We start from the raw sequence: 18734 nt of genomic DNA, 5'->3' as shown, positions 1-18734 counted from the left end.
AATGATAGCCCCGATAAACCAGAGCTATCATATTTTATCCGCAGGACCGACTTAACGGTCGCCTTTGGTTAATTCGCGCTTCATATCAATAATAGTTTGATACTCGCTGAGTGATGTTTCACCAATATGCTGTTTGCCACCCATCGCTTTGATGAAACAACCATGATCTTCTTTATCCAGTTTTTTAACCGCAGCCACTAGCTGCGCTTTAAACTCAGGTGGCAAAGCACCGCGGACTAAAATCGGGCCATTAGGAATAAGGGGAGATTCCCAGATAATACGGAGCTGCTTCATTAAATCTGGGTGATCCATACGAATCATGCGGGTAAATGCGCCGCTAGTATATCCAGTATTATAATCACCGATCATCGATGCCCAAGTTACTGCACCGTCAAATTGGCCATTAATGACCCCAAGAATATCTTGCTCATGCCCGCCAGAGAATGTCACGCTAGAGAAAAAATTGTTATATTTGTTATCTGGTGTCCCGCCTAATTTCTGTTTAAATATCTGATTGGGGATCAAGAAACCAGAGGTTGAATCTGGGTCAGCAAAGCCAAATGCTTTACCCTTTAAGTCTTCAATCTTCTGATAAGGGCTATCTGCTTTTACGACGACGACAGAGTGATAGCCGCGAGATTGGTCAGTATCATCAATAGCAATACCTACAATATCAACAGCTTTAGGATCTTTGATATAAACAGAAGCAAAAGAGGAAGGAGACATACTTAATACTAGGTCAATCTTTCCACCTAACAAACCTTGAATAACGCCGGAGTAATCAGATGCGTTATGCAAATTTGTTTTAACATTTAATTCCTTCTCTAAGAATTCCTTAACACATATATTATCGCCAATTTGCTGTGTTGCATTCTGCCCGCCAAGGATACCCAGATTAATTTCTTTTGGTGCATCCGCTGCTGTGGCATTAAATATCATTACACTTGCCACTAATGAGGTAAGACAAAGTACTTTCTTCATTAAAATAACCTATTCTGATAAAGGGATAAGTGGGAGTTAATGCAAAAGCTCAGGTGATTCGTCACTATATATATCCTGAATAATGGTGTCATTTAGCATAGAGGGATGACCGTCAAAAATAATTCGCCCATGAGCAATACCAATAACTCTAGTACAATAATCTTTCACTAAATCGACAGAGTGTAAATTAACAACCACCGCAATATCATTTTCACTTATTTTCTGTAATGTATTCATAATACGAGTCGTATTCTTAGGGTCCAAAGAAGCGACAGGCTCATCAGCCAATAATATTTTTGGGTTTTGCATCATGGCGCGGCAAATAGCAACACGCTGCATTTGTCCACCCGAAAGGTTTTCTGCGCGTTGCAAAGCATGCGGCAGCATATTAAGCCACTGTAATAATTCGATGGCTCTGGCGCGATCCTGGTCCGCAAATATCTTAAAAAATGATTTTAGCGTGGAGGTGTAACTGAGGCGACCTAATAAAACGTTAGTTATAACATCAAGGCGAGGAACCAAACAGAAATCCTGAAAAATCATACCACATTTAGCTCGCCATTTACGCATCTGCTTTGTCGTCAGGGCGGCTATATTTTGTGTTTCGTTATTATCATGGTAATTAATAATTTCACCAGCACTACTGGGAATAGTGCCATTTAAAACATGTAGTAACGTAGATTTACCAGCACCAGAACGACCAATTATTGCGACGAATTCACCCGCATGAAGCTCAAAATTAATATCATCCAGAACTCGGTGTTGTGACTTATACGCCTTAACCAAACCTTTAACAGCAAGTACCTTTTTACGCGGTTCTGACACCGCAGCTGGGTAATCAGCCATAGTGAGTTTGCATAATGCCTGGCCCATGTCATATTTCTCATATTGCCTTTAGTCATGTGCCATTAACGAATATTTCTATTACATATTGATGATATTTTTATGAGAGAAAGGTGACAAAATTTAGCCACCTTTCTTATATTCTTGATGAGCGAGCATTTTCTTGTTTAATGCTTATTTAGTCAAAAAATAATTATTTAAAATCACTATAATAAACACCTGAAAAGTTGCTAACTTCTTAACTTTCGATAGACAAGCAGCACAACCAGTGAGCCAATAACCGCCACCACAAAGCTACCAAGGTTAAATCCATCAACCTTACCCATCCCAAAGAAAGTACTAATATAGCCACCAACTAACGCACCTACCACACCAAGGATTATAGTCATAATAAAACCACCGCCATCCTCTCCTGGCATAATCCATTTAGCTAAAATCCCAGCGATAAGACCAAAAATAATCCAAGATAGTATGCCCATAAACACCTCCATAAAATTAATTTTCACTGATAGCTGGCTTGCCTATCTCACTTATTACAAACTTAACATTACGGCCTTAAACCACTATCGTCATAGTTAAGTTAAGACCCAAATAACAAAATCTGCAAATCAGATCTGTCATGTCCAGTTGAAATTAAATAATGGACTCACGGGGTGAAAAAATATGATTAACCCCCTGTTGCTGTAGCTTTTTCAGTAAATCATACCCGCCATTCGGCACACTATGGGCAAATTCTCTTTCGCTGGCAAAAATGGGGCTGGCCCAATATATATTAACCGGGTCATCTTGCTGGAGAGGCAATATTAGGCTGTCTGCATTAGCATAAAGCTTTGATGACAAGACATAACCCTCATACCCTTGAGGGGCGACTTCTGATTCCAATGTATGCCCCTCCCCCAGCCAAGTTATTTTACTCCAAGGTACATGAGCAAAACCTGCCAACGCACTAGCCATATGGATAGCATTGTCCTCATTAACAAATTGGCTATCAATCGCTATAGCCATTTCGAAACGCCGATATTTAGCAGCATCGTCATTAAATAATATTTCGACCCATGGTTGGGGACGAATACTAACCCCCAACGTCAGAAAGTAATATATTCCCTCTTTTTCGTGCTGTGAGATAGCCATAGGCGGCCACTTACCTTGATCGATGGCATAATATTTAACCGATGGACCAAAGTGTTGTTCATAGCACTGAATATACTCAGCCTGCAATGCAGGCCATGGATTCCCTTCCTCCTGCTGCCAAACCCGCCAAAATTGGCGAGTATTTTGTGCATGAGTATATTGGGGGTTAGTAGAAGCAGACCCCAAAGGTAATGTTAGCGGATTGTCTTTAATGCAACTGGCAGAATAACAAACAGAGTGATCAATATATAAGCTCCACCCGGGAATAATCGCCAGTAATTGCCCCTGATACCATAATGCTGCGCCATCATCACTTTCTGACCAGATAATCGAAATAAACTGTGCATCAAGTTCAGCCTCGCCAGCTACATTACGGCAAAACTCTGCCGCCAAACGCGGAGCTAGTCCTTGTTCAAGGGCGGTATTATCAGCCGATATTGGAGCTGCGACCAAATTTCTCACCCAGCAAGCGCGGACGGGGAAACGTTCTTCAAATGCTTCTTGCGGATAAATATAGAAGTAGACAACCCGTTGGTCTTGTTGCACCACAGCTACTAATGTCTGGTTTTCATTACTGACTTCGGCCAGTACCTCAGATTCTTTCATATCGCCTCAACTCTATCGGCAAAGGATTTCAGGCTAAACACGCTGTATTGCATGCCGTAAAATAAGTCTATTAGCGGGAGTACACATAATCTTATGCCAATAACTCTATACTGAATAATATAAAAAGGTGATCATAAAAACTCAGTGATAGTGTAAAACGACTTATCCCTTTAAATCATCAGCAAAAGTCTCAAAAATTATCAGTATCAACATGAGTATCTAGACATATATTTTTATAACTGATTCAATATGTTCCTACAGAAGCAGACTCTAATGAGGAAGTATGGCCTAAAGATTAATAGCCAATAGTTGATAGTCTACCGTCTGTTTTCACGCTAAAATGCAAACATTGTTTCTCGTAGAATTGAAGGCTGATATGGCATATATACCGAAGAACTACGCGCGTCTAGAAAGTGGGTATAGGGAGAAAGCATTAAAGATTTTTCCGTGGGTTTGCGGTAAATGCTCACGAGAATTTGTTTATTCCAACCTGCGAGAACTAACAGTTCACCATATTGACCATGACCATAGTAATAACCCAGAAGATGGCAGCAATTGGGAGATGCTATGTCTTTTTTGTCATGACCATGAACACTCTAAATATACAGAAGCAGACCTGTATGGCTCGACGGTGATTGCCGGGGATGATGCGCAGAATGATCAGGGTGTTGCCACCCATAATCCATTCGCCAATTTGAAGTCTTTGATGAAGAAATAAACCTATTTGGCCGTGATACGCAGAGCGGCCAAGACTTTATAATGACAAATCATACAATAGTTAGAAACCGAGCAATTGCCGGTATGAACGGTTTTCTTGTTGTTCTACTAATAATCCCAATCCGTTAGCTAACTCTCGGCATTCTGCCTTAAGATTATCAAGGGCAGCAAAATCATCAGTCATGATGGCTATTTCAGCAAAATTACCTAACTCCGCCAAACTATCAACCGTAACGTGGAACTTCCCAATAAAATAGATGCTACGTTGTTTTTCTAGTGTAAACGCGGGTTGATACCCTAGCGTTGACAACATGCTCTTCACTTTATCGATATCTTCAATATTGCTCGCTTCACAGCGTTCCGTACCCGGCCCCTTGACTATCCATAAACGAATGCCTGATGGATTCATTTCGCGTAAAAGCATACTGATCTGTTTAGCCGCTAAATCGCCACCATTAGCTTCCAGATAGATATCTTTTTCATGATTATTGACAGTAAATGGCACTGCTTTATGCATTGCTAACTGTTCATGTAATTGAGTGAGGTTCGATACTTGAAACTTCAACTCAACTTCATATTTACCCACAAAATGCTCACTCATAAAATACCTTATTAATCAGCGTAGTTCTTGTATCCGATCCTATACCTCATCGCGTAATGATCAAAACTCTTATCAAGATATTAAAGGGCGAATCCATCACTATCCTCTGTCTTGCCCTCTCAATTAATCATCAGAGTTAGTAATATTTAAAACACAGTAATGTGAATACTGAATGCTTTTTAAGCAAAAAAAATGTGAGCAAACTCGCAAAGTACACGTTTTATCAGGAAAGCATTCCGCCCCTCATGTTTACTTCATTGCACCAAAATAGCTGTTTCATATCGGACTGAACGCGGGTGTGAGGTCCAACGCTATAAAAAGTAAATGTCATTACAGGGAGCCGCACGAATGAATCACTCTTATGATGAAAAAACGCAAACCTTACTGACTCAATTACAACATATCGTAGGCGCGCGCTACTTATTGACTGGCGAGCGACAAACTGAACGCTATCGTTCAGGCTTTAGGTCAGGGGCAGGTTCTGCCCTCGCGGTTGTGTTCCCCTCTACATTGTTACAGCAATGGCAGTTGCTGCAAGCCTGTGTTGCAGCCGATACTATCGTTATAATGCAAGCGGCTAATACAGGGCTGACTGAGGGGTCGACCCCTAGTGGTGATGATTACGACCGCCCCATTGTTATATTAAATACATTGCGCCTTAATCAAATTCAGCTACTCAATGATGGTAAACAAGTCATTGGTTTTCCTGGTAGTACATTGAATCAATTAGAAAAACGCTTAAAACCTTATGATAGAGAGCCTCATTCTGTCATTGGATCTTCCTGTATTGGTGCTTCCGTCATCGGAGGTATTTGCAATAATTCAGGTGGTTCATTGGTTCAAAGAGGCCCTGCATACACGGAAATGGCGCTATTCGCACAAATTGATGCACAAGGTGAATTGCAATTAATTAACCACTTAGGAATTTATTTAGGCGATACACCAGAAGAGATTTTACAATGCTTGGAGCGAGGCAATTACCCTGTCAGTGATATTGATCAGGGGACCCAACAAGCATCCGATCATGAATATGCGACGCGAGTGAGAGATATTGATGCGTCAACACCGTCACGTTTTAATGCCGATCCACGGCGTCTCTTTGAGGCCTCTGGATGCGCAGGTAAATTAGCTGTATTTGCTGTTCGGTTAGATACATTCCCCAGTGACAAACAGCAGCAAGTTTTCTATATCGGTACCAATCAGACTCAGGTCTTAACTGAGTTACGGCGTGCTATTTTACGTGACTTCAAACATTTACCCGTTGCTGGCGAATATATGCATCGCGATATTTTTGATATTGCAGAAGTGTATGGCAAAGATACATTTGTGATGATCAACAAAATGGGCACCAATAGCATGCCGCGTTTTTTCACCTTAAAAGGTAAAATTGATGCCCGCCTTAATAAGGTTCCCTTTCTAATAGATCATTTAACTGACCGTATTATGCAAGGTTTCAGCCAGGTACTCCCCAATCATTTACCCAAGCGTCTTAAGAGTTACCGTAGTAAATATGAGCATCACTTGATGCTGAAAATGTCAGGTGAAGGGATAGCTGAAGCACAGCAATTTTTAAAAGATTTTTTTGCCACGGCCGAAGGTAATTTTATTACCTGTACTGCTGATGAAGGTAAAAAAGCTTTTTTACATCGTTTTGCCGCGGCAGGAGCGGCTATTCGTTATCACGCAGTTCATGCCGATAAAGTAGAAGATATACTGGCACTGGATATTGCTTTGCCGCGTAATGAGGAACAGTGGTTTGAGACGCTACCACCCGAAATAGATCAATGTCTGGTCGCCAAACTCTATTATGGTCATTTTTTTTGCCACGTTTTCCATCAGGATTACATCGTGAAGAAAGGGGTCGATACGCACGCCCTAAAACAAAAAATGTTGGCGCTTCTGAATGACAAAGGGGCGGAATACCCAGCTGAACATAATGTCGGGCACCTCTACATAGCCAAGCCGGCATTGAAGGCGTTTTACCAGCAGATCGATCCTACTAATAGTTTTAATCCAGGGATCGGCAAAACCTCGAAACTTAGATATTGGCAGACAAAATAACTGTGTTGAGGACGGATATCTGACAAATTAAAATAACTTAAGCATTATCCGAATTCCTGCAACATACCGTATGAATTCTTCCAGACAAACTATAGTCATAGTCTGACACCAACGAAAGTTGGTGTGGCTATCACATGTTGGTTTTGATACGGAGTCTGGGAGAACAAATGAAAATAATACTGTGGATTATTGCAATCATTTTTATTGTCGGTTTATTGACCATTACTGGTGTATTTAAACTGATTTTCTAATTGTTATCAGTAAGGCAATAGCTATTAATCCAATACTATAGGCAGAGTTGCAGGCTGGTTGCAAACTCTGCCTTTCAGTGACTATTACTGTATTTATTCAGTCACTTGAGCTAAACGCCCTTGAGCATCTTTTTGCTGACGATAACTTTTTGCGGCCCCAGGAATGGGTGCAGCCTTGCCAGTTTCCATCCAACTGCGCAGGCGGTTCGCATCCGCAAAATGAGTATATTTGCCAAAAGCATCCAAAATAACCAATGCAACAGGGCGATTACCAATAACAGTACGCATTGCCAGACAATGCCCGGCCTGATTGGTAAAACCGGTTTTAGTCAGCTGAATACTCCATTTATCGTTATAAACCAGATGGTTAGTATTGCGGAAAGGCAACGTATAATTGGGGTCACGGAACGTAGCCATTTTCTCGGTCGTGGTACTTAATTGACCAATAAGTGGGTATTGTTTGGACGCTATCAATAATTTAGTGAGGTCACGCGCCGTCGACACATTATTGATCGACAGACCGGTCGGCTCGACATAGCGAGTTTTCGTCATTCCTAGCGATTTAGCTTTTGCATTCATCGCCTTAATAAAGGCGTTATATCCACCGGGGTAATGATGAGCCAAACTGGCTGCTGCGCGGTTTTCCGACGACATGAGTGCCAGCAACAGCATATCTTTTCGGCTAATTTCACTGTTCACTCGAACCCGAGAAAATACCCCTTTCATTTCTTTGGTTTGATGGATATCAACCGAAATAATCTCATCAAGCGGCAACTTGGCATCTAATACCACCATTGCTGTCATCAGTTTGGTGATTGAAGCAATCGGCACAACTTCATCTGCATTATTGGCATAAATGACTTTATTTGTTTGTAAATCAACAACCATCGCGCTCCCCGAAGCCAATTCAAGAGGGGCCTTTCCTTTAACTTCATTGCCTCCGCCACTCGCTATCGCGGCAGGGACGACACTGATAGAAGTAGATAAAAGCAAGAAACTTAATAGTGCAAAACGGATTTTCACATGCATGTTAGTCAGCTTAAATAGGTTGTCTGGAGACATTATGGTTGATCCGGCGCATTATAAATTACAGTAATGCCCTACGCACCACACATTCTTAAAATGATTGTTACAAAGATTAAAACTGCCTAATCACTGCTCAACAGTAAACATTTCAGAAAGAAAACAAAGCCGAAATTATGATAATGACTATTTTGAAAGATAGTTTTTGTTTATAAAACAATCAACATGAAACGGTAGGCTAGCTTCTGCTGTCAACATTAAATCTTAGTAAATGTATCACCGGACATTTTAATTAATCAAAATAATCTCAACGGTGTATCAATAATGAGAAAAAAAATATGTATTAGATTAAATATCACCCTATACTTGCCAACATAAATTTTTAGATAAATCTAATTTTTAGGTGCTTATATGGGAACAACAATTTTTGGCATTCTCTTCGGAGTATTTTTAATCGCAGCGGGCCTTGCTGACATTCATGATGAAAACTTGGCATCTTTGACATTTTGGGTTGATGCGTTGCTGATTTTTGTTGGGGCAGTATTCCTATTAGGTATTGCTAAATTTATCGGCCGCAAGAAAAAGTAACCTCCAGTTCTTTATCAAAAAAGGCGCTTAAAGCGCCTTTTATTTGCGTTTACCTTACGCCAAATCTGTCATCACCCGTTGAGCAATTTCAAAGTAAATAATCAGGCCAGTGCCATCAATAAAGGTCGCAATAAAGGGGGCCGACACCACCGCAGGATCTATCGATAAGCGCTTTAATACCATCGGAATAATGGAAGAGATAATAGCGCTCCATACTGTGATAGCAACGACAGTTAAGCTCACGACGATAGTGACTTCCATTCCTACCCCAAGGAACCAGGCGCGGATCCAAGCAGCTAAACCAATAGTTGCCGCGACCATTAGAGAAGTAGAAACCTCTTTACGCAATACTGCGCCGATATTGCGTAAACTAACTTCACCTAATGCCATCGCTCGTACTAAAGTGGAGGTAATTTGTGTTCCACTGTTCCCACCCGTACCAATTAATAATGGGATAAAAAATGCCAAGGCAATAGCGGCTTCGAGTTGTTCCTCAAACGCTTTTAATACCGTGCCAGTATAAGCCTCTGCGACAAATAGTAGTAATAACCAAACAACCCGTTTGCGCCATAATGTTACTGGGCTGGTTTGTAAGTATGGCTCATCAAGAGGAAAACTAGCGCCTTGTCTTTGGGCATCATCGGTATTTTCATCTTCAATCAACTCAGCAATATCTTGAGCCCTTAATACTCCCATTAATTTGCCGTGACTTAATACTGGAACGATATCTAAACCGTTTTTTGACAATAGACTGACCGCCTCATGACGCTTCTGGTCTGGCGATACTGAGAAGTAATTTTGATTTATAATTTGAAAAACTTTTATATCTTGCTGTTCTTCCGTCAATAATTTTTTAACTGAGAGTAAACCAAGCAAATGCCGATTATCATTAGTGACCAATAATTGTGTCGGTATTTCATCATCAGAGATATTCTGCAAGAAATAAGTTTTAGCCTCAGCGACTGACATATCAGCAGACACCGTAATATAGGCATCACTCATATAAGCGCCTAAAGTCGATTCCTTATCTTCGCCTGAATGGAGCTGTCCTTGCTTTTGCAAGGCTAAATCGAGATGTGAACTCATAAAAGACCCTATTACTGTTATTAATTAATTAAACAGTCCTCACATAGGGGCGTAACCAGATTAGAGAGTGCTCTATGGCTATCTCCGTGTCTAAGTTTTAGCACTATACAACGTATCTGATTTCTCAGAAGTTACTTTGGGCTATACCTTAATCCGATATAGCCTGTCCTAACCTTGGGCGTCTCTGGACGTCGTCAGATCAGTAACCTGTGTTTGTATAGGAGCCTCGCCTAACGAGATACTGCATTTAAAATGCCCGCACACTATAAGCGTGATACTTAAAACAAATCAAAAAAATAACCATTCTCGTTTAAGGTGTATTTAGTTTTCGCTTAAAATAATAATTAATATTTATTAATGTTTTATTGCTATTTAATCAATTTGAAATAACTCCTGAGATGGTCATTATTCCGACTGTACGAGTATATCCACTTAGGTTATATTCCTTTAAATCCCAGTAAAAATGCCATTATGGTATAGCTATCATCTATATAACATCACCAGAATAAGAAGGAACTTATTGATGCGAATCTTAGTTAATACATCTATATTATTTATGTGTTCTGTCGTAGGGGCGGGGTCTGTATCCGCTAATGAAATAATCTTATGGCGAGAACCCGCTCCTATTGTGAAAGAAGGAAAATATTACAGTCTTATCGTCGATCGGGGGCAACTACAAAAAGCAGTCAAGAATACCAATAATGATTATCTTTTTTCTGAAAAAGGGAACGGTATTAAGCCGTTAGTGTTAATTGGCTCTCCTCTTGAGATTTCAGAGTTTTTGCTTAAAAACGAAACTCGTGGTATCGAAAACCATATCAAAGAACTACCAGATATCTATATGGGCATCACGAATTATGTGCCCCAGAAACGTTTTACCGGGTTATTTCCATTACATGACTTATTAACCAAAAGTGTTGAGCAAGCACTAAAATTCGTGCCAGTAGGTACTATTCTGACTGATGCAGCCGGTATTCCTTCAGATCTAAACGAAATGTATGATGTGATTAAGATATTGAAAAATAAAGACAAAAGTGATGGGAGACTTCTTTATGTCAAGTTTAGCTATCTACCGGAGGATGGAATGAAAAAGGTGGGTAGAAAAACAGTCAGTTTCGGTAAGATACTTAAACAAATGCAGGATGGTAAGAAATAAGCCAACAACGAATAGCAGCAAAAACGGCACCCTGGCAAACACTTTCAATTAGTTCCTGAGTCAGTGCTTGAAATGCCTAAAGCTAAATACGTTGAATAGCGAGCGCAATTTCTTTCGAGGTTTTTAACGCGCGGATTTCGCCAAATAAATCCGTGGCTTCAGCATATTCTTTACGCAAATATCCTAGCCACTGTTTGATACGGGCAACATGATATAAGCCCGTATCGCCCTGCTTTTCTAGCTGAACATATTTTTTCAACAGTTTGACCACTTCCGGCCACGGCATTCGCGGTTCGTTATACTTCACGACTCGGCTCAAGTTTGGCACATTCAGCGCCCCTCGGCCTAACATTACGGCATCACAGCCCGTCACTTTCATACACTCTTGTGCGCTCTGATAATCCCAAATTTCACCGTTGGCGATCACCGGAATAGTGAGCCGCTGGCGGATCTCACCGATCGCCTGCCAGTTAATGCGTTCAGCTTGATAACCATCTTCTTTGGTACGGCCATGTACCGCCAGTTCTGTTGCACCCGCTTGTTGTACCGCATCGGCAATTTCAAACTGACGATCGCCCGAATCCCAGCCTAGACGAATTTTTACTGTTACCGGTAAATGAGCCGGAACAGCCTCGCGCATGGCTTTGGCTCCCCGATAAATCAGCTCGGGATCTTTCAGCAAGGTAGCCCCACCACCACTGCCATTAACCAGTTTTGACGGGCAACCACAGTTCAAATCGACCCCGTAAGACCCCAAATCAACCGCACGAGCGGCGTTTTCCGCCAGCCATTCTGGGTATTGGCCTAACAATTGGATACGAACCTGAGTGCCGGAGGAAGTGCGGCTCTGATGATGCAGTTCCGGGCACAGGCGATAGAAAGATTTTGCCGGCAATAGCTGATCGACCACCCGTAAAAACTCGGTGATACAAAGGTCGTAATCATTGACTTCACTAAGAAGCTCGCGCACCAGTGAGTCTAATACACCCTCCATCGGCGCCAGTATTACCCGCATGCTAATGACCCCACCCCTCTATCCACGCCGTGAATAAGCCCTGCCCAGTGCCTATAAAACCAACATAGTATAATAGTAAAAAAGACCGGCAATGATACGGGGGAAGCAGGGGATAAAACAAGGGATAACCCAGTAATGACATGAATTCAGATGAAAAAAAAACCGCCTCCGAAGAAGCGGTTTTATCAGCGAATACTTTCTAGCTTATTCGCCTGGATTGCGGCTACGACCACGTGAAGACGGGCCTGCTGGGCGGCGTTGACCATCAGCCTGGCTGCGTGGACGGCTGGCACGACTATCACCGCGACCTGCTGCACCACCACCATTTTGTGGACGACCCGCACTGCTACCACGGCCCATTCCAGGGCGCTGCGCACCGCGGCCCTGACGACCATTTTGAATCGGATCCGCTTTAATGCTTGGGTCCGGCTCATAGCCATCAAGTGCAATACGCGGGATTTCACGTTTCAGTAAGCGCTCAATATCACGCAACAGTTTATGTTCATCAACACAAACCAGTGAAATCGCCTCGCCAGTGCGTTCCGCGCGGCCTGTACGGCCAATGCGGTGCACGTAATCTTCCGGTACGTTTGGCAACTCATAGTTAACTACATGAGGTAACTGATCAATATCCAAACCACGCGCGGCGATATCAGTCGCTACCAATACACGGATTTTACCATCTTTAAAATCAGCCAGCGCACGGGTACGCGCACCTTGGCTCTTGTTGCCGTGAATTGCGGCGGCTGTAATACCGTCTTTATTCAATTGCTCGGCTAAATGGTTAGCGCCGTGTTTGGTGCGGTTGAACACCAATACTTGTTGCCAGTTGCCTTCGCCAATCATCTGAGACAGCAACTCACGCTTGCGGTTTTTATCAACAAAATGAACGCTTTGTGCAATTTGTTCAGACGCTGTGTTACGGCGCGCGACTTCAACAGAAGCAGGGTTATGCAACAACTTGCTGGCTAACCCTTTAATCTCATCAGAGAAAGTAGCAGAGAACAGCAAGTTTTGGCGTTTGGCTGGCAGTTTGGCCAAGACACGACGGATATCGTGAATAAAGCCCATATCCAGCATGCGGTCAGCTTCGTCCAATACCAAAATTTCAATTTTGGACAAATCAACAGCGTTCTGATGTTCCAGATCCAGTAAACGGCCAGGGGTGGCGACCAAAATATCCACACCACCGCGCAATTTCATCATCTGTGGGTTAATGCTAACGCCACCAAATACCACCAGCGAACGCAGCTTCAGGTATTTGCTGTAACTCTGTACGTTTTCGTCAATCTGCGCAGCCAGTTCGCGGGTTGGCGTCAAAATCAACGCACGCACCGGACGACGGCCTTTAATTGGCTGTTGATCCTGACTCAGCAGTTGCAACAACGGCAAGGTGAAACCAGCGGTTTTACCCGTACCGGTTTGTGCACTGGCCATTAAATCACGGCCTTCCAGTACCACAGGGATTGCCTGACGTTGAATCGGTGTCGGCACAAGGTAGCCCTGCTCTTCAACAGCACGCAGGATGTCGGCGTTTAGGCCGAGAGAATCAAATGACATATTACGAGAAGCTCCAGATCTTCCCAATCCTGGCGATAACGTCAGGTGCAGTTTCAAGGGAAGATTATCAGACGAGGCATGAATTGAGGCATTACCACGAGGATTGGCACAAACTGCAGTGCACCATTGCGGCTGATTATAGCAGATGTTGGCAAGAAAAGGGAGATTTACGCATTTCTTAAGAATTTTATTAACTCAAACATCAACAGAATTGATTTATTAGCATCGATTAACCCATTCAGGATCACAAAAACAGGGCGAATTGCGGCCATAACTTTACATATTCTCAGTAGAGACCTAAAGTTAATCATACGATTGATTTGCTATTTGGCTATCATTATTATTAGCGCAAATCTTATCCACATAGACCCAAAGTTTGGGTAATAGCATTGAGTATGGAGCCTATGTCCCATTCCACACCTCACGTTTTAACACCATCAATACCGATGACAACCCGCGGTGAACAAGCGCGCCAACAACTGATACAGGCTGCGACCGAACTGTTCGGCGAACTGGGTTTGAAAGGGGCAACCACCCGCGAGATTGCACAACGGGCAGGACAGAATATTGCCGCGATTACCTACTACTTCAATTCTAAAGAAGGTTTGTATCTGGCGGTAGCACAACAAATTGCGGATTTTATCCGGCAGGCATTTGCGCCACTGGCATTGGATATTGACCAGTTTCTGCGGCTGCCGAGCCAGGAGCAAAGTCCAGAGCAGCAGTTACATTTTATTCGCCGTGGTTTGCTGGAATTCAGCCATTTAATGACACAGCCGGAAACGCTAAATATCAGCAAAATCATGGCGCGTGAGCAACTCTCTCCCAGTGATGCATATCTGCTGATTCATGCTCAGGCTATTGCGCCCTTACACCAAAAACTGAATTTGTTGCTGGCGGCATTCATTGGTGCTGATGCAAGTGCGACGAAAACCATTCTTCATACTCATGCATTGATTGGCGAGGTTCTGGCTTTCCGCATGGCGCGGGAAACTATCCGCCAGCAAGTGGGTTGGCTGGAGATTGGTAAATCTGAAAGCGAGATGATTAATCAAGTGCTTATCGAACATATTGACCTGCTGCTTTATGGGCTGCGGGCTAAAACATCACGGTGAAATCATTGACCTTGTAGTCATAAAAAATCGGTAATAGATAGGGAGCATTATGAATCGCAAGAAGATTATAGTGGCCGTCGTCATCGTCGCTTTGCTGGCGACCATCGGTTACGGATGGAATTATTATCGTCAACAACAGGACGCGACATTGACATTATATGGCAATGTCGATATTCGCACCGTGAATCTTGGCTTTAGGGTCGGTGGTCGGCTGGCTTCTCTGGCGGTTGATGAGGGGGATAAAGTTCAGCCGGGCGAAGTCTTGGGCAAACTGGATGACGGCCCGTATCTCAATGCTCTCAAACAGGCCCAGGCCAATGTGCAAAGTGCGCAAGCCCAGTTGGATTTACTGAAAGCGGGCTACCGAGAAGAAGAAATTGCCCAAGTGCGGTCTGAAGTCTCTCAGCGCGAGGCCGCATTCAGTTATGCCGACAGCTTCTTAAAACGCCAACAAGGGCTATGGGCAAGCAAGGCCGTATCAGCCAATGAGCTGGAAAATGCCCGTACCGCGCGCAGTCAGGCCCTGGCTAATCTGCAAGCATCAAAAGATAAACTCGCCCAATACTTGAGCGGTAACCGCCCGCAAGAAATCGCGCAGGCCGAAGCGAATCTGGGGCAAAGTGAAGCTGAATTGGCGCAAGCCCAACTCAACTTGCAAGACGCCACCTTGCTTTCGCCTTCTGGCGGAACCGTGCTGACGCGCGCAGTGGAGCCGGGCACTATTTTGTCTGCCAGTAATACCGTATTTACACTCTCACTGACGGATCCGGTTTGGGTGCGGGCCTATGTCAGTGAACGCCACTTGGGACAAGCCATACCGGGGACTGAGGTCAAAATCTTTACCGATAGCCGCCCAGGTAAACCTTATCACGGCAAAATTGGCTTTGTTTCACCGACCGCCGAATTTACCCCTAAGAGTGTGGAAACACCGGACTTGCGAACCGACCTGGTTTATCGCTTGCGAATTATTATTACCGACGCTGATGAGTCACTACGCCAAGGTATGCCGGTCACCATCAGTTTTGCACAACCTTAAGGCGGCATAAGTTATGAATGGCATTCAGCATCTTATTACTCTGGAAGGTGTCGAAAAATCTTTCCCCGGACTAGAAAGTCCGGCGGTTGCCAGCCTAACTACTGAAATCCGCAGCGGGGCAGTCACCGGTTTGGTCGGGCCAGACGGTGCAGGTAAAACTACGCTGTTACGGATGTTGGCCGGGTTGCTTAAACCCAGCCAAGGCAAGCTGACGGTCGTCGGCCTTGACCCTGTAGAAAATGACCGCCAGTTGCATTCCATCCTCGGCTATATGCCGCAAAAGTTTGGTTTATATGAAGATTTGACGGTGATGGAAAACCTGACGCTGTATGCCGATTTACGGGGCGTTACCGGTGAACAGCGCCGCCAGACCTTCGAGCGCCTGCTAACTTTTACCGATTTGACCCGTTTTACGGAGCGGCTGGCGGGCAAGCTATCCGGCGGCATGAAGCAAAAATTGGGCTTGGCCTGTACTTTGGTCGGGCAGCCCAAAGTCTTGTTGTTGGATGAGCCGGGTGTCGGTGTCGACCCCATCTCGCGCCGCGAGCTATGGCGCATGGTTCATGAGTTGGCGAGCGACGGTATGCTCATTCTCTGGAGCACATCTTATCTGGATGAAGCCGAGCAATGCCGCGAGGTTTTGCTACTCAATGAGGGCAAATTGCTCTATAGCGGCGCGCCACAAGAGCTGACGCAGCGCATGAGCGGCCGGACTATTCTTGTCGCAGCCCAAACCGGCACTAATCGCAAATTACTACAACACGCTTTGGCGCTACCTCAGGTCAGTGATGGCGTTATTCAAGGCAAATATGTGCGGCTAATTCTCAAGCCGGGCGTAGACCATGGCCAGATATTATCCCTGTTAAATCAATCTAATGGCGAGATTCTTGAGGCTGAACCACGCTTTGAGGATGCCTTTATCGACTTGCTGGGCGGCGGCCCGGCCAGTGAATCCGCACTGGCGAAAATCATGCCCAAAGTCGAGGGCAACCATGATGAAACTGTGATTGAGGCCCAAGAATTAACCAAGAAATTTGGTGACTTTGCCGCCACCGACCATGTGAATTTTCAGGTCAAACGCGGGGAAATATTTGGTTTGCTCGGGCCGAATGGTGCCGGTAAATCGACCACATTTAAAATGATGTGTGGTTTGCTGGTTCCCAGTAGCGGCAAGGCTTTGGTGCTGGGTATGGATCTGAAAACCAGCTCCGGTAAAGCGCGCCAGCATTTGGGGTATATGGCGCAGAAATTCTCACTGTATGGCAATCTGACGGTGGAGCAAAATCTGAAATTTTTCTCCGGTGTTTATGGCCTACAAGGGAAAACTCAACGCGAAAAAATAGCCGATATGACGTCGGCGTTTAATTTCACACCCATTCTCAAGCAAACGCCCGACTCACTGCCACTTGGGTTTAAACAGCGCCTGGCGCTAGCTTGCGCTCTGATGCATGAGCCAGACATTCTGTTTCTGGACGAGCCGACCTCCGGTGTTGACCCCCTCACCCGCCGTGAATTTTGGCTGCATATCAATGGGATGGTAGATAAAGGGGTGACCGTCATGGTCACTACCCACTTTATGGATGAGGCCGAATATTGCGACCGCATCGGGCTGGTTTATCGTGGCAAAATTATTGCTGCGGGCACGCCAGATGAGCTAAAGCAGCAAGTTGCCACGGATGAAAAACCTAATCCATCAATGGAAGAAGCATTTATCGGGTTGGTTCTGCGCTATGACCAGCAAAACGATAAGGAGCAGCAATCATGACCGAGCCATATGATTCCCATGTAAATAAATCGCCGGTAAATGAGAGTGAAACTTATCAAGACACCGGATTTTCTTGGCGTCGCCTGCGGGCGCTATGTCGTAAAGAAACCCGGCAAATTCTGCGCGACCCCAGCAGCGGGCTGATCGCCTTTGTTATCCCATTGTTATTGCTGTTTATTTTTGGCTATGGCATCAACCTGGACTCCAGCAAACTGCATGTCGGCATTCTAATGGAGCAACAGAGTCAACCGGCGCAAGATTTGGCTAACGCGTTCGCCAGTTCGCCCTATATCTCCCCGCAAATCAGTGATAACCGTCAGGCGCTGATTCAAGCTATGCAAGCCGGTAAAATTCGCGGGCTTATTGTGATTCCAAATGATTTTGCCGAGCAACTCGCACGGCCAGAGAGTAAAGCACCGATTCAGGTGATTACTGACGGCAGTGAGCCGAACACCGCCAACTTTGTGCAAGGTTATGCCCAAGGTGTATGGCAAATCTGGCAACAACAGCAAGCGCAAAATCTGGGGCAAAAGAATGATCCGCTGATAGAAATTCAGGTGCGCTATTGGTTTAACCCCGCCGCCATCAGCCGACATTTCATCATTCCGGGCGCAATTACCATTATCATGACAGTGATTGGCGCGATCTTGACGTCACTGGTCATCGCGCGCGAATGGGAACGCGGCACCATGGAGGCGCTACTTTCTACTCAGGTCACGCGCAGTGAGTTATTACTGTCAAAACTTATCCCCTATTATGTGCTCGGGATGGTCGCCATGACGCTATGTATGGTGGTCGCAGTGTTTATCCTCGGGGTGCCTTATCGCGGCTCATTGTGGATACTATTTGTCATGACCAGCTTATTCTTAGCCAGCACACTGGGCATGGGGCTGCTGATTTCGACCATCACGCGCAACCAGTTTAATGCGGCCATGGTGGCACTGAACGCCGCATTTCTACCCGCGGTTATGTTGTCAGGATTTATTTTCCAAATCGACAGCATGCCCGCCGTGGTCCGCGCCGTCACCTATATTATTCCTGCCCGCTATTTTGTCAGCAGCTTGCAAACTCTGTTCCTGGCGGGTGATATCGGTACCGTTTTGGTGATTAACCTGTTGTTTTTAATTGCATCTGCCGCCGTATTTATCGGCCTGACGGCATGGAAAACGAATCGTCGATTAGATTAGGTCGTCGGCCAG

Annotated in this window: 17 protein-coding genes and 1 riboswitch; of the genes, 8 read left to right on the top strand and 9 right to left on the bottom strand. The window is 44.5% G+C overall.

Annotated features, from left to right (window positions below; all coding sequences use genetic code 11):
* Positions 1-51: 51 nt before the first annotated feature.
* The 4 genes from phnD to OP863_RS06975 form a co-directional block, all read right to left on the bottom strand.
* A complete protein-coding gene (gene phnD / locus OP863_RS06990) occupies positions 52-981 on the bottom strand; it encodes a phosphonate ABC transporter substrate-binding protein (RefSeq protein WP_038634495.1) in 930 nt (309 codons plus the stop codon).
* Between the two features lie 36 nt (positions 982-1017).
* Positions 1018-1854, bottom strand: a complete 837-nt coding sequence (phnC, locus tag OP863_RS06985; RefSeq protein WP_265526016.1) for a phosphonate ABC transporter ATP-binding protein — start codon at positions 1852-1854, stop codon at positions 1018-1020.
* A 200-nt stretch (positions 1855-2054) separates the two neighbouring features.
* Positions 2055-2303 carry a GlsB/YeaQ/YmgE family stress response membrane protein gene (locus OP863_RS06980; protein ID WP_004391521.1) on the bottom strand — a complete coding sequence of 83 codons (249 nt, stop codon included), beginning with the start codon at positions 2301-2303 and terminating at the stop codon, positions 2055-2057.
* Positions 2304-2457: 154 nt separating this feature from the next.
* Positions 2458-3561 (bottom strand): suppressor of fused domain protein, encoded by a 1104-nt coding sequence (locus OP863_RS06975; RefSeq protein ID WP_050291426.1) that lies wholly within the window; start codon positions 3559-3561, stop codon positions 2458-2460.
* Positions 3562-3937: 376 nt separating this feature from the next.
* On the opposite strand from OP863_RS06975, the gene yajD reads away from it, so the two are divergent.
* Complete coding sequence (yajD, locus tag OP863_RS06970) at positions 3938-4279, top strand: HNH nuclease YajD (protein ID WP_005158894.1); 342 nt, start codon at positions 3938-3940, stop codon at positions 4277-4279.
* Between the two features lie 60 nt (positions 4280-4339).
* Here yajD and OP863_RS06965 read toward each other — a convergent pair whose 3' ends face one another.
* Positions 4340-4879, bottom strand: coding sequence for a class IV adenylate cyclase (locus OP863_RS06965; protein ID WP_145509487.1), 540 nt, complete (start codon positions 4877-4879; stop codon positions 4340-4342).
* A 348-nt stretch (positions 4880-5227) separates the two neighbouring features.
* Here OP863_RS06965 and dld point away from each other — a divergent pair, with 348 nt between their 5' ends.
* Positions 5228-6940: a D-lactate dehydrogenase gene (gene dld, locus OP863_RS06960; RefSeq protein ID WP_265526015.1), complete on the top strand. Its 1713-nt coding sequence runs from the start codon at positions 5228-5230 to the stop codon at positions 6938-6940.
* 344 nt (positions 6941-7284) lie between these two features.
* On the opposite strand, the gene pbpG is transcribed toward dld, so the two are convergent.
* Entirely contained in the window at positions 7285-8220 is a 936-nt protein-coding gene (gene pbpG, locus OP863_RS06955) for a D-alanyl-D-alanine endopeptidase (protein WP_038639635.1), read from the bottom strand.
* 405 nt (positions 8221-8625) lie between these two features.
* Between pbpG and OP863_RS06950 the strand changes: the two genes are divergently transcribed.
* Complete coding sequence (locus tag OP863_RS06950; RefSeq protein WP_004391528.1) at positions 8626-8802, top strand: hypothetical protein; 177 nt, start codon at positions 8626-8628, stop codon at positions 8800-8802.
* A 54-nt stretch (positions 8803-8856) separates the two neighbouring features.
* Here OP863_RS06950 and OP863_RS06945 read toward each other — a convergent pair whose 3' ends face one another.
* Positions 8857-9888: a magnesium transporter gene (locus OP863_RS06945; protein ID WP_120011178.1), complete on the bottom strand. Its 1032-nt coding sequence runs from the start codon at positions 9886-9888 to the stop codon at positions 8857-8859.
* 75 nt (positions 9889-9963) lie between these two features.
* Positions 9964-10133: riboswitch (M-box (ykoK) riboswitch) on the bottom strand.
* A gap of 278 nt (positions 10134-10411) precedes the next feature.
* Between OP863_RS06945 and OP863_RS06940 the strand changes: the two genes are divergently transcribed.
* Positions 10412-11044, top strand: coding sequence for a hypothetical protein (locus OP863_RS06940; protein WP_265526014.1), 633 nt, complete (start codon positions 10412-10414; stop codon positions 11042-11044).
* Positions 11045-11126: 82 nt separating this feature from the next.
* Here the strand turns inward: OP863_RS06940 and dusC are convergent, their stop codons facing one another.
* Together dusC and rhlE are read right to left on the bottom strand one after the other, a co-directional pair.
* The gene (gene dusC, locus OP863_RS06935; RefSeq protein WP_145589178.1) at positions 11127-12059 is read right to left on the bottom strand and encodes a tRNA dihydrouridine(16) synthase DusC; all 933 of its coding nucleotides are present in this window, start codon (positions 12057-12059) and stop codon (positions 11127-11129) included.
* 204 nt (positions 12060-12263) lie between these two features.
* On the bottom strand, positions 12264-13619 hold the full coding sequence (gene rhlE, locus OP863_RS06930; RefSeq protein WP_145589177.1) for an ATP-dependent RNA helicase RhlE: 1356 nt from the start codon (positions 13617-13619) through the stop codon (positions 12264-12266).
* Between the two features lie 404 nt (positions 13620-14023).
* On the opposite strand from rhlE, the gene cecR reads away from it, so the two are divergent.
* The 4 genes from cecR to OP863_RS06910 are packed head-to-tail and all read left to right on the top strand — an operon-like array spanning position 14024 to position 18722.
* A complete protein-coding gene (gene cecR, locus OP863_RS06925; RefSeq protein WP_145589176.1) occupies positions 14024-14734 on the top strand; it encodes a transcriptional regulator CecR in 711 nt (236 codons plus the stop codon).
* 49 nt (positions 14735-14783) lie between these two features.
* Complete coding sequence (hlyD, locus tag OP863_RS06920; RefSeq protein WP_265526013.1) at positions 14784-15770, top strand: secretion protein HlyD; 987 nt, start codon at positions 14784-14786, stop codon at positions 15768-15770.
* A gap of 13 nt (positions 15771-15783) precedes the next feature.
* Positions 15784-17535 carry an ATP-binding cassette domain-containing protein gene (locus OP863_RS06915; protein ID WP_145591966.1) on the top strand — a complete coding sequence of 584 codons (1752 nt, stop codon included), beginning with the start codon at positions 15784-15786 and terminating at the stop codon, positions 17533-17535.
* On the top strand, positions 17532-18722 hold the full coding sequence (locus OP863_RS06910; RefSeq protein ID WP_038634534.1) for an ABC transporter permease: 1191 nt from the start codon (positions 17532-17534) through the stop codon (positions 18720-18722). Before OP863_RS06915 ends, OP863_RS06910 begins: the two co-directional genes overlap by 4 nt.
* Positions 18723-18734: the final 12 nt, after the last annotated feature.

The organism is Yersinia sp. SCPM-O-B-9106 (C-191), from assembly GCF_026183365.1.
Taxonomy (GTDB): domain Bacteria; phylum Pseudomonadota; class Gammaproteobacteria; order Enterobacterales; family Enterobacteriaceae; genus Yersinia; species Yersinia rochesterensis.
The sequence above is the reverse complement of the archived record's forward strand: the minus strand, read 5'-3'. Positions and strand labels throughout refer to the sequence as shown.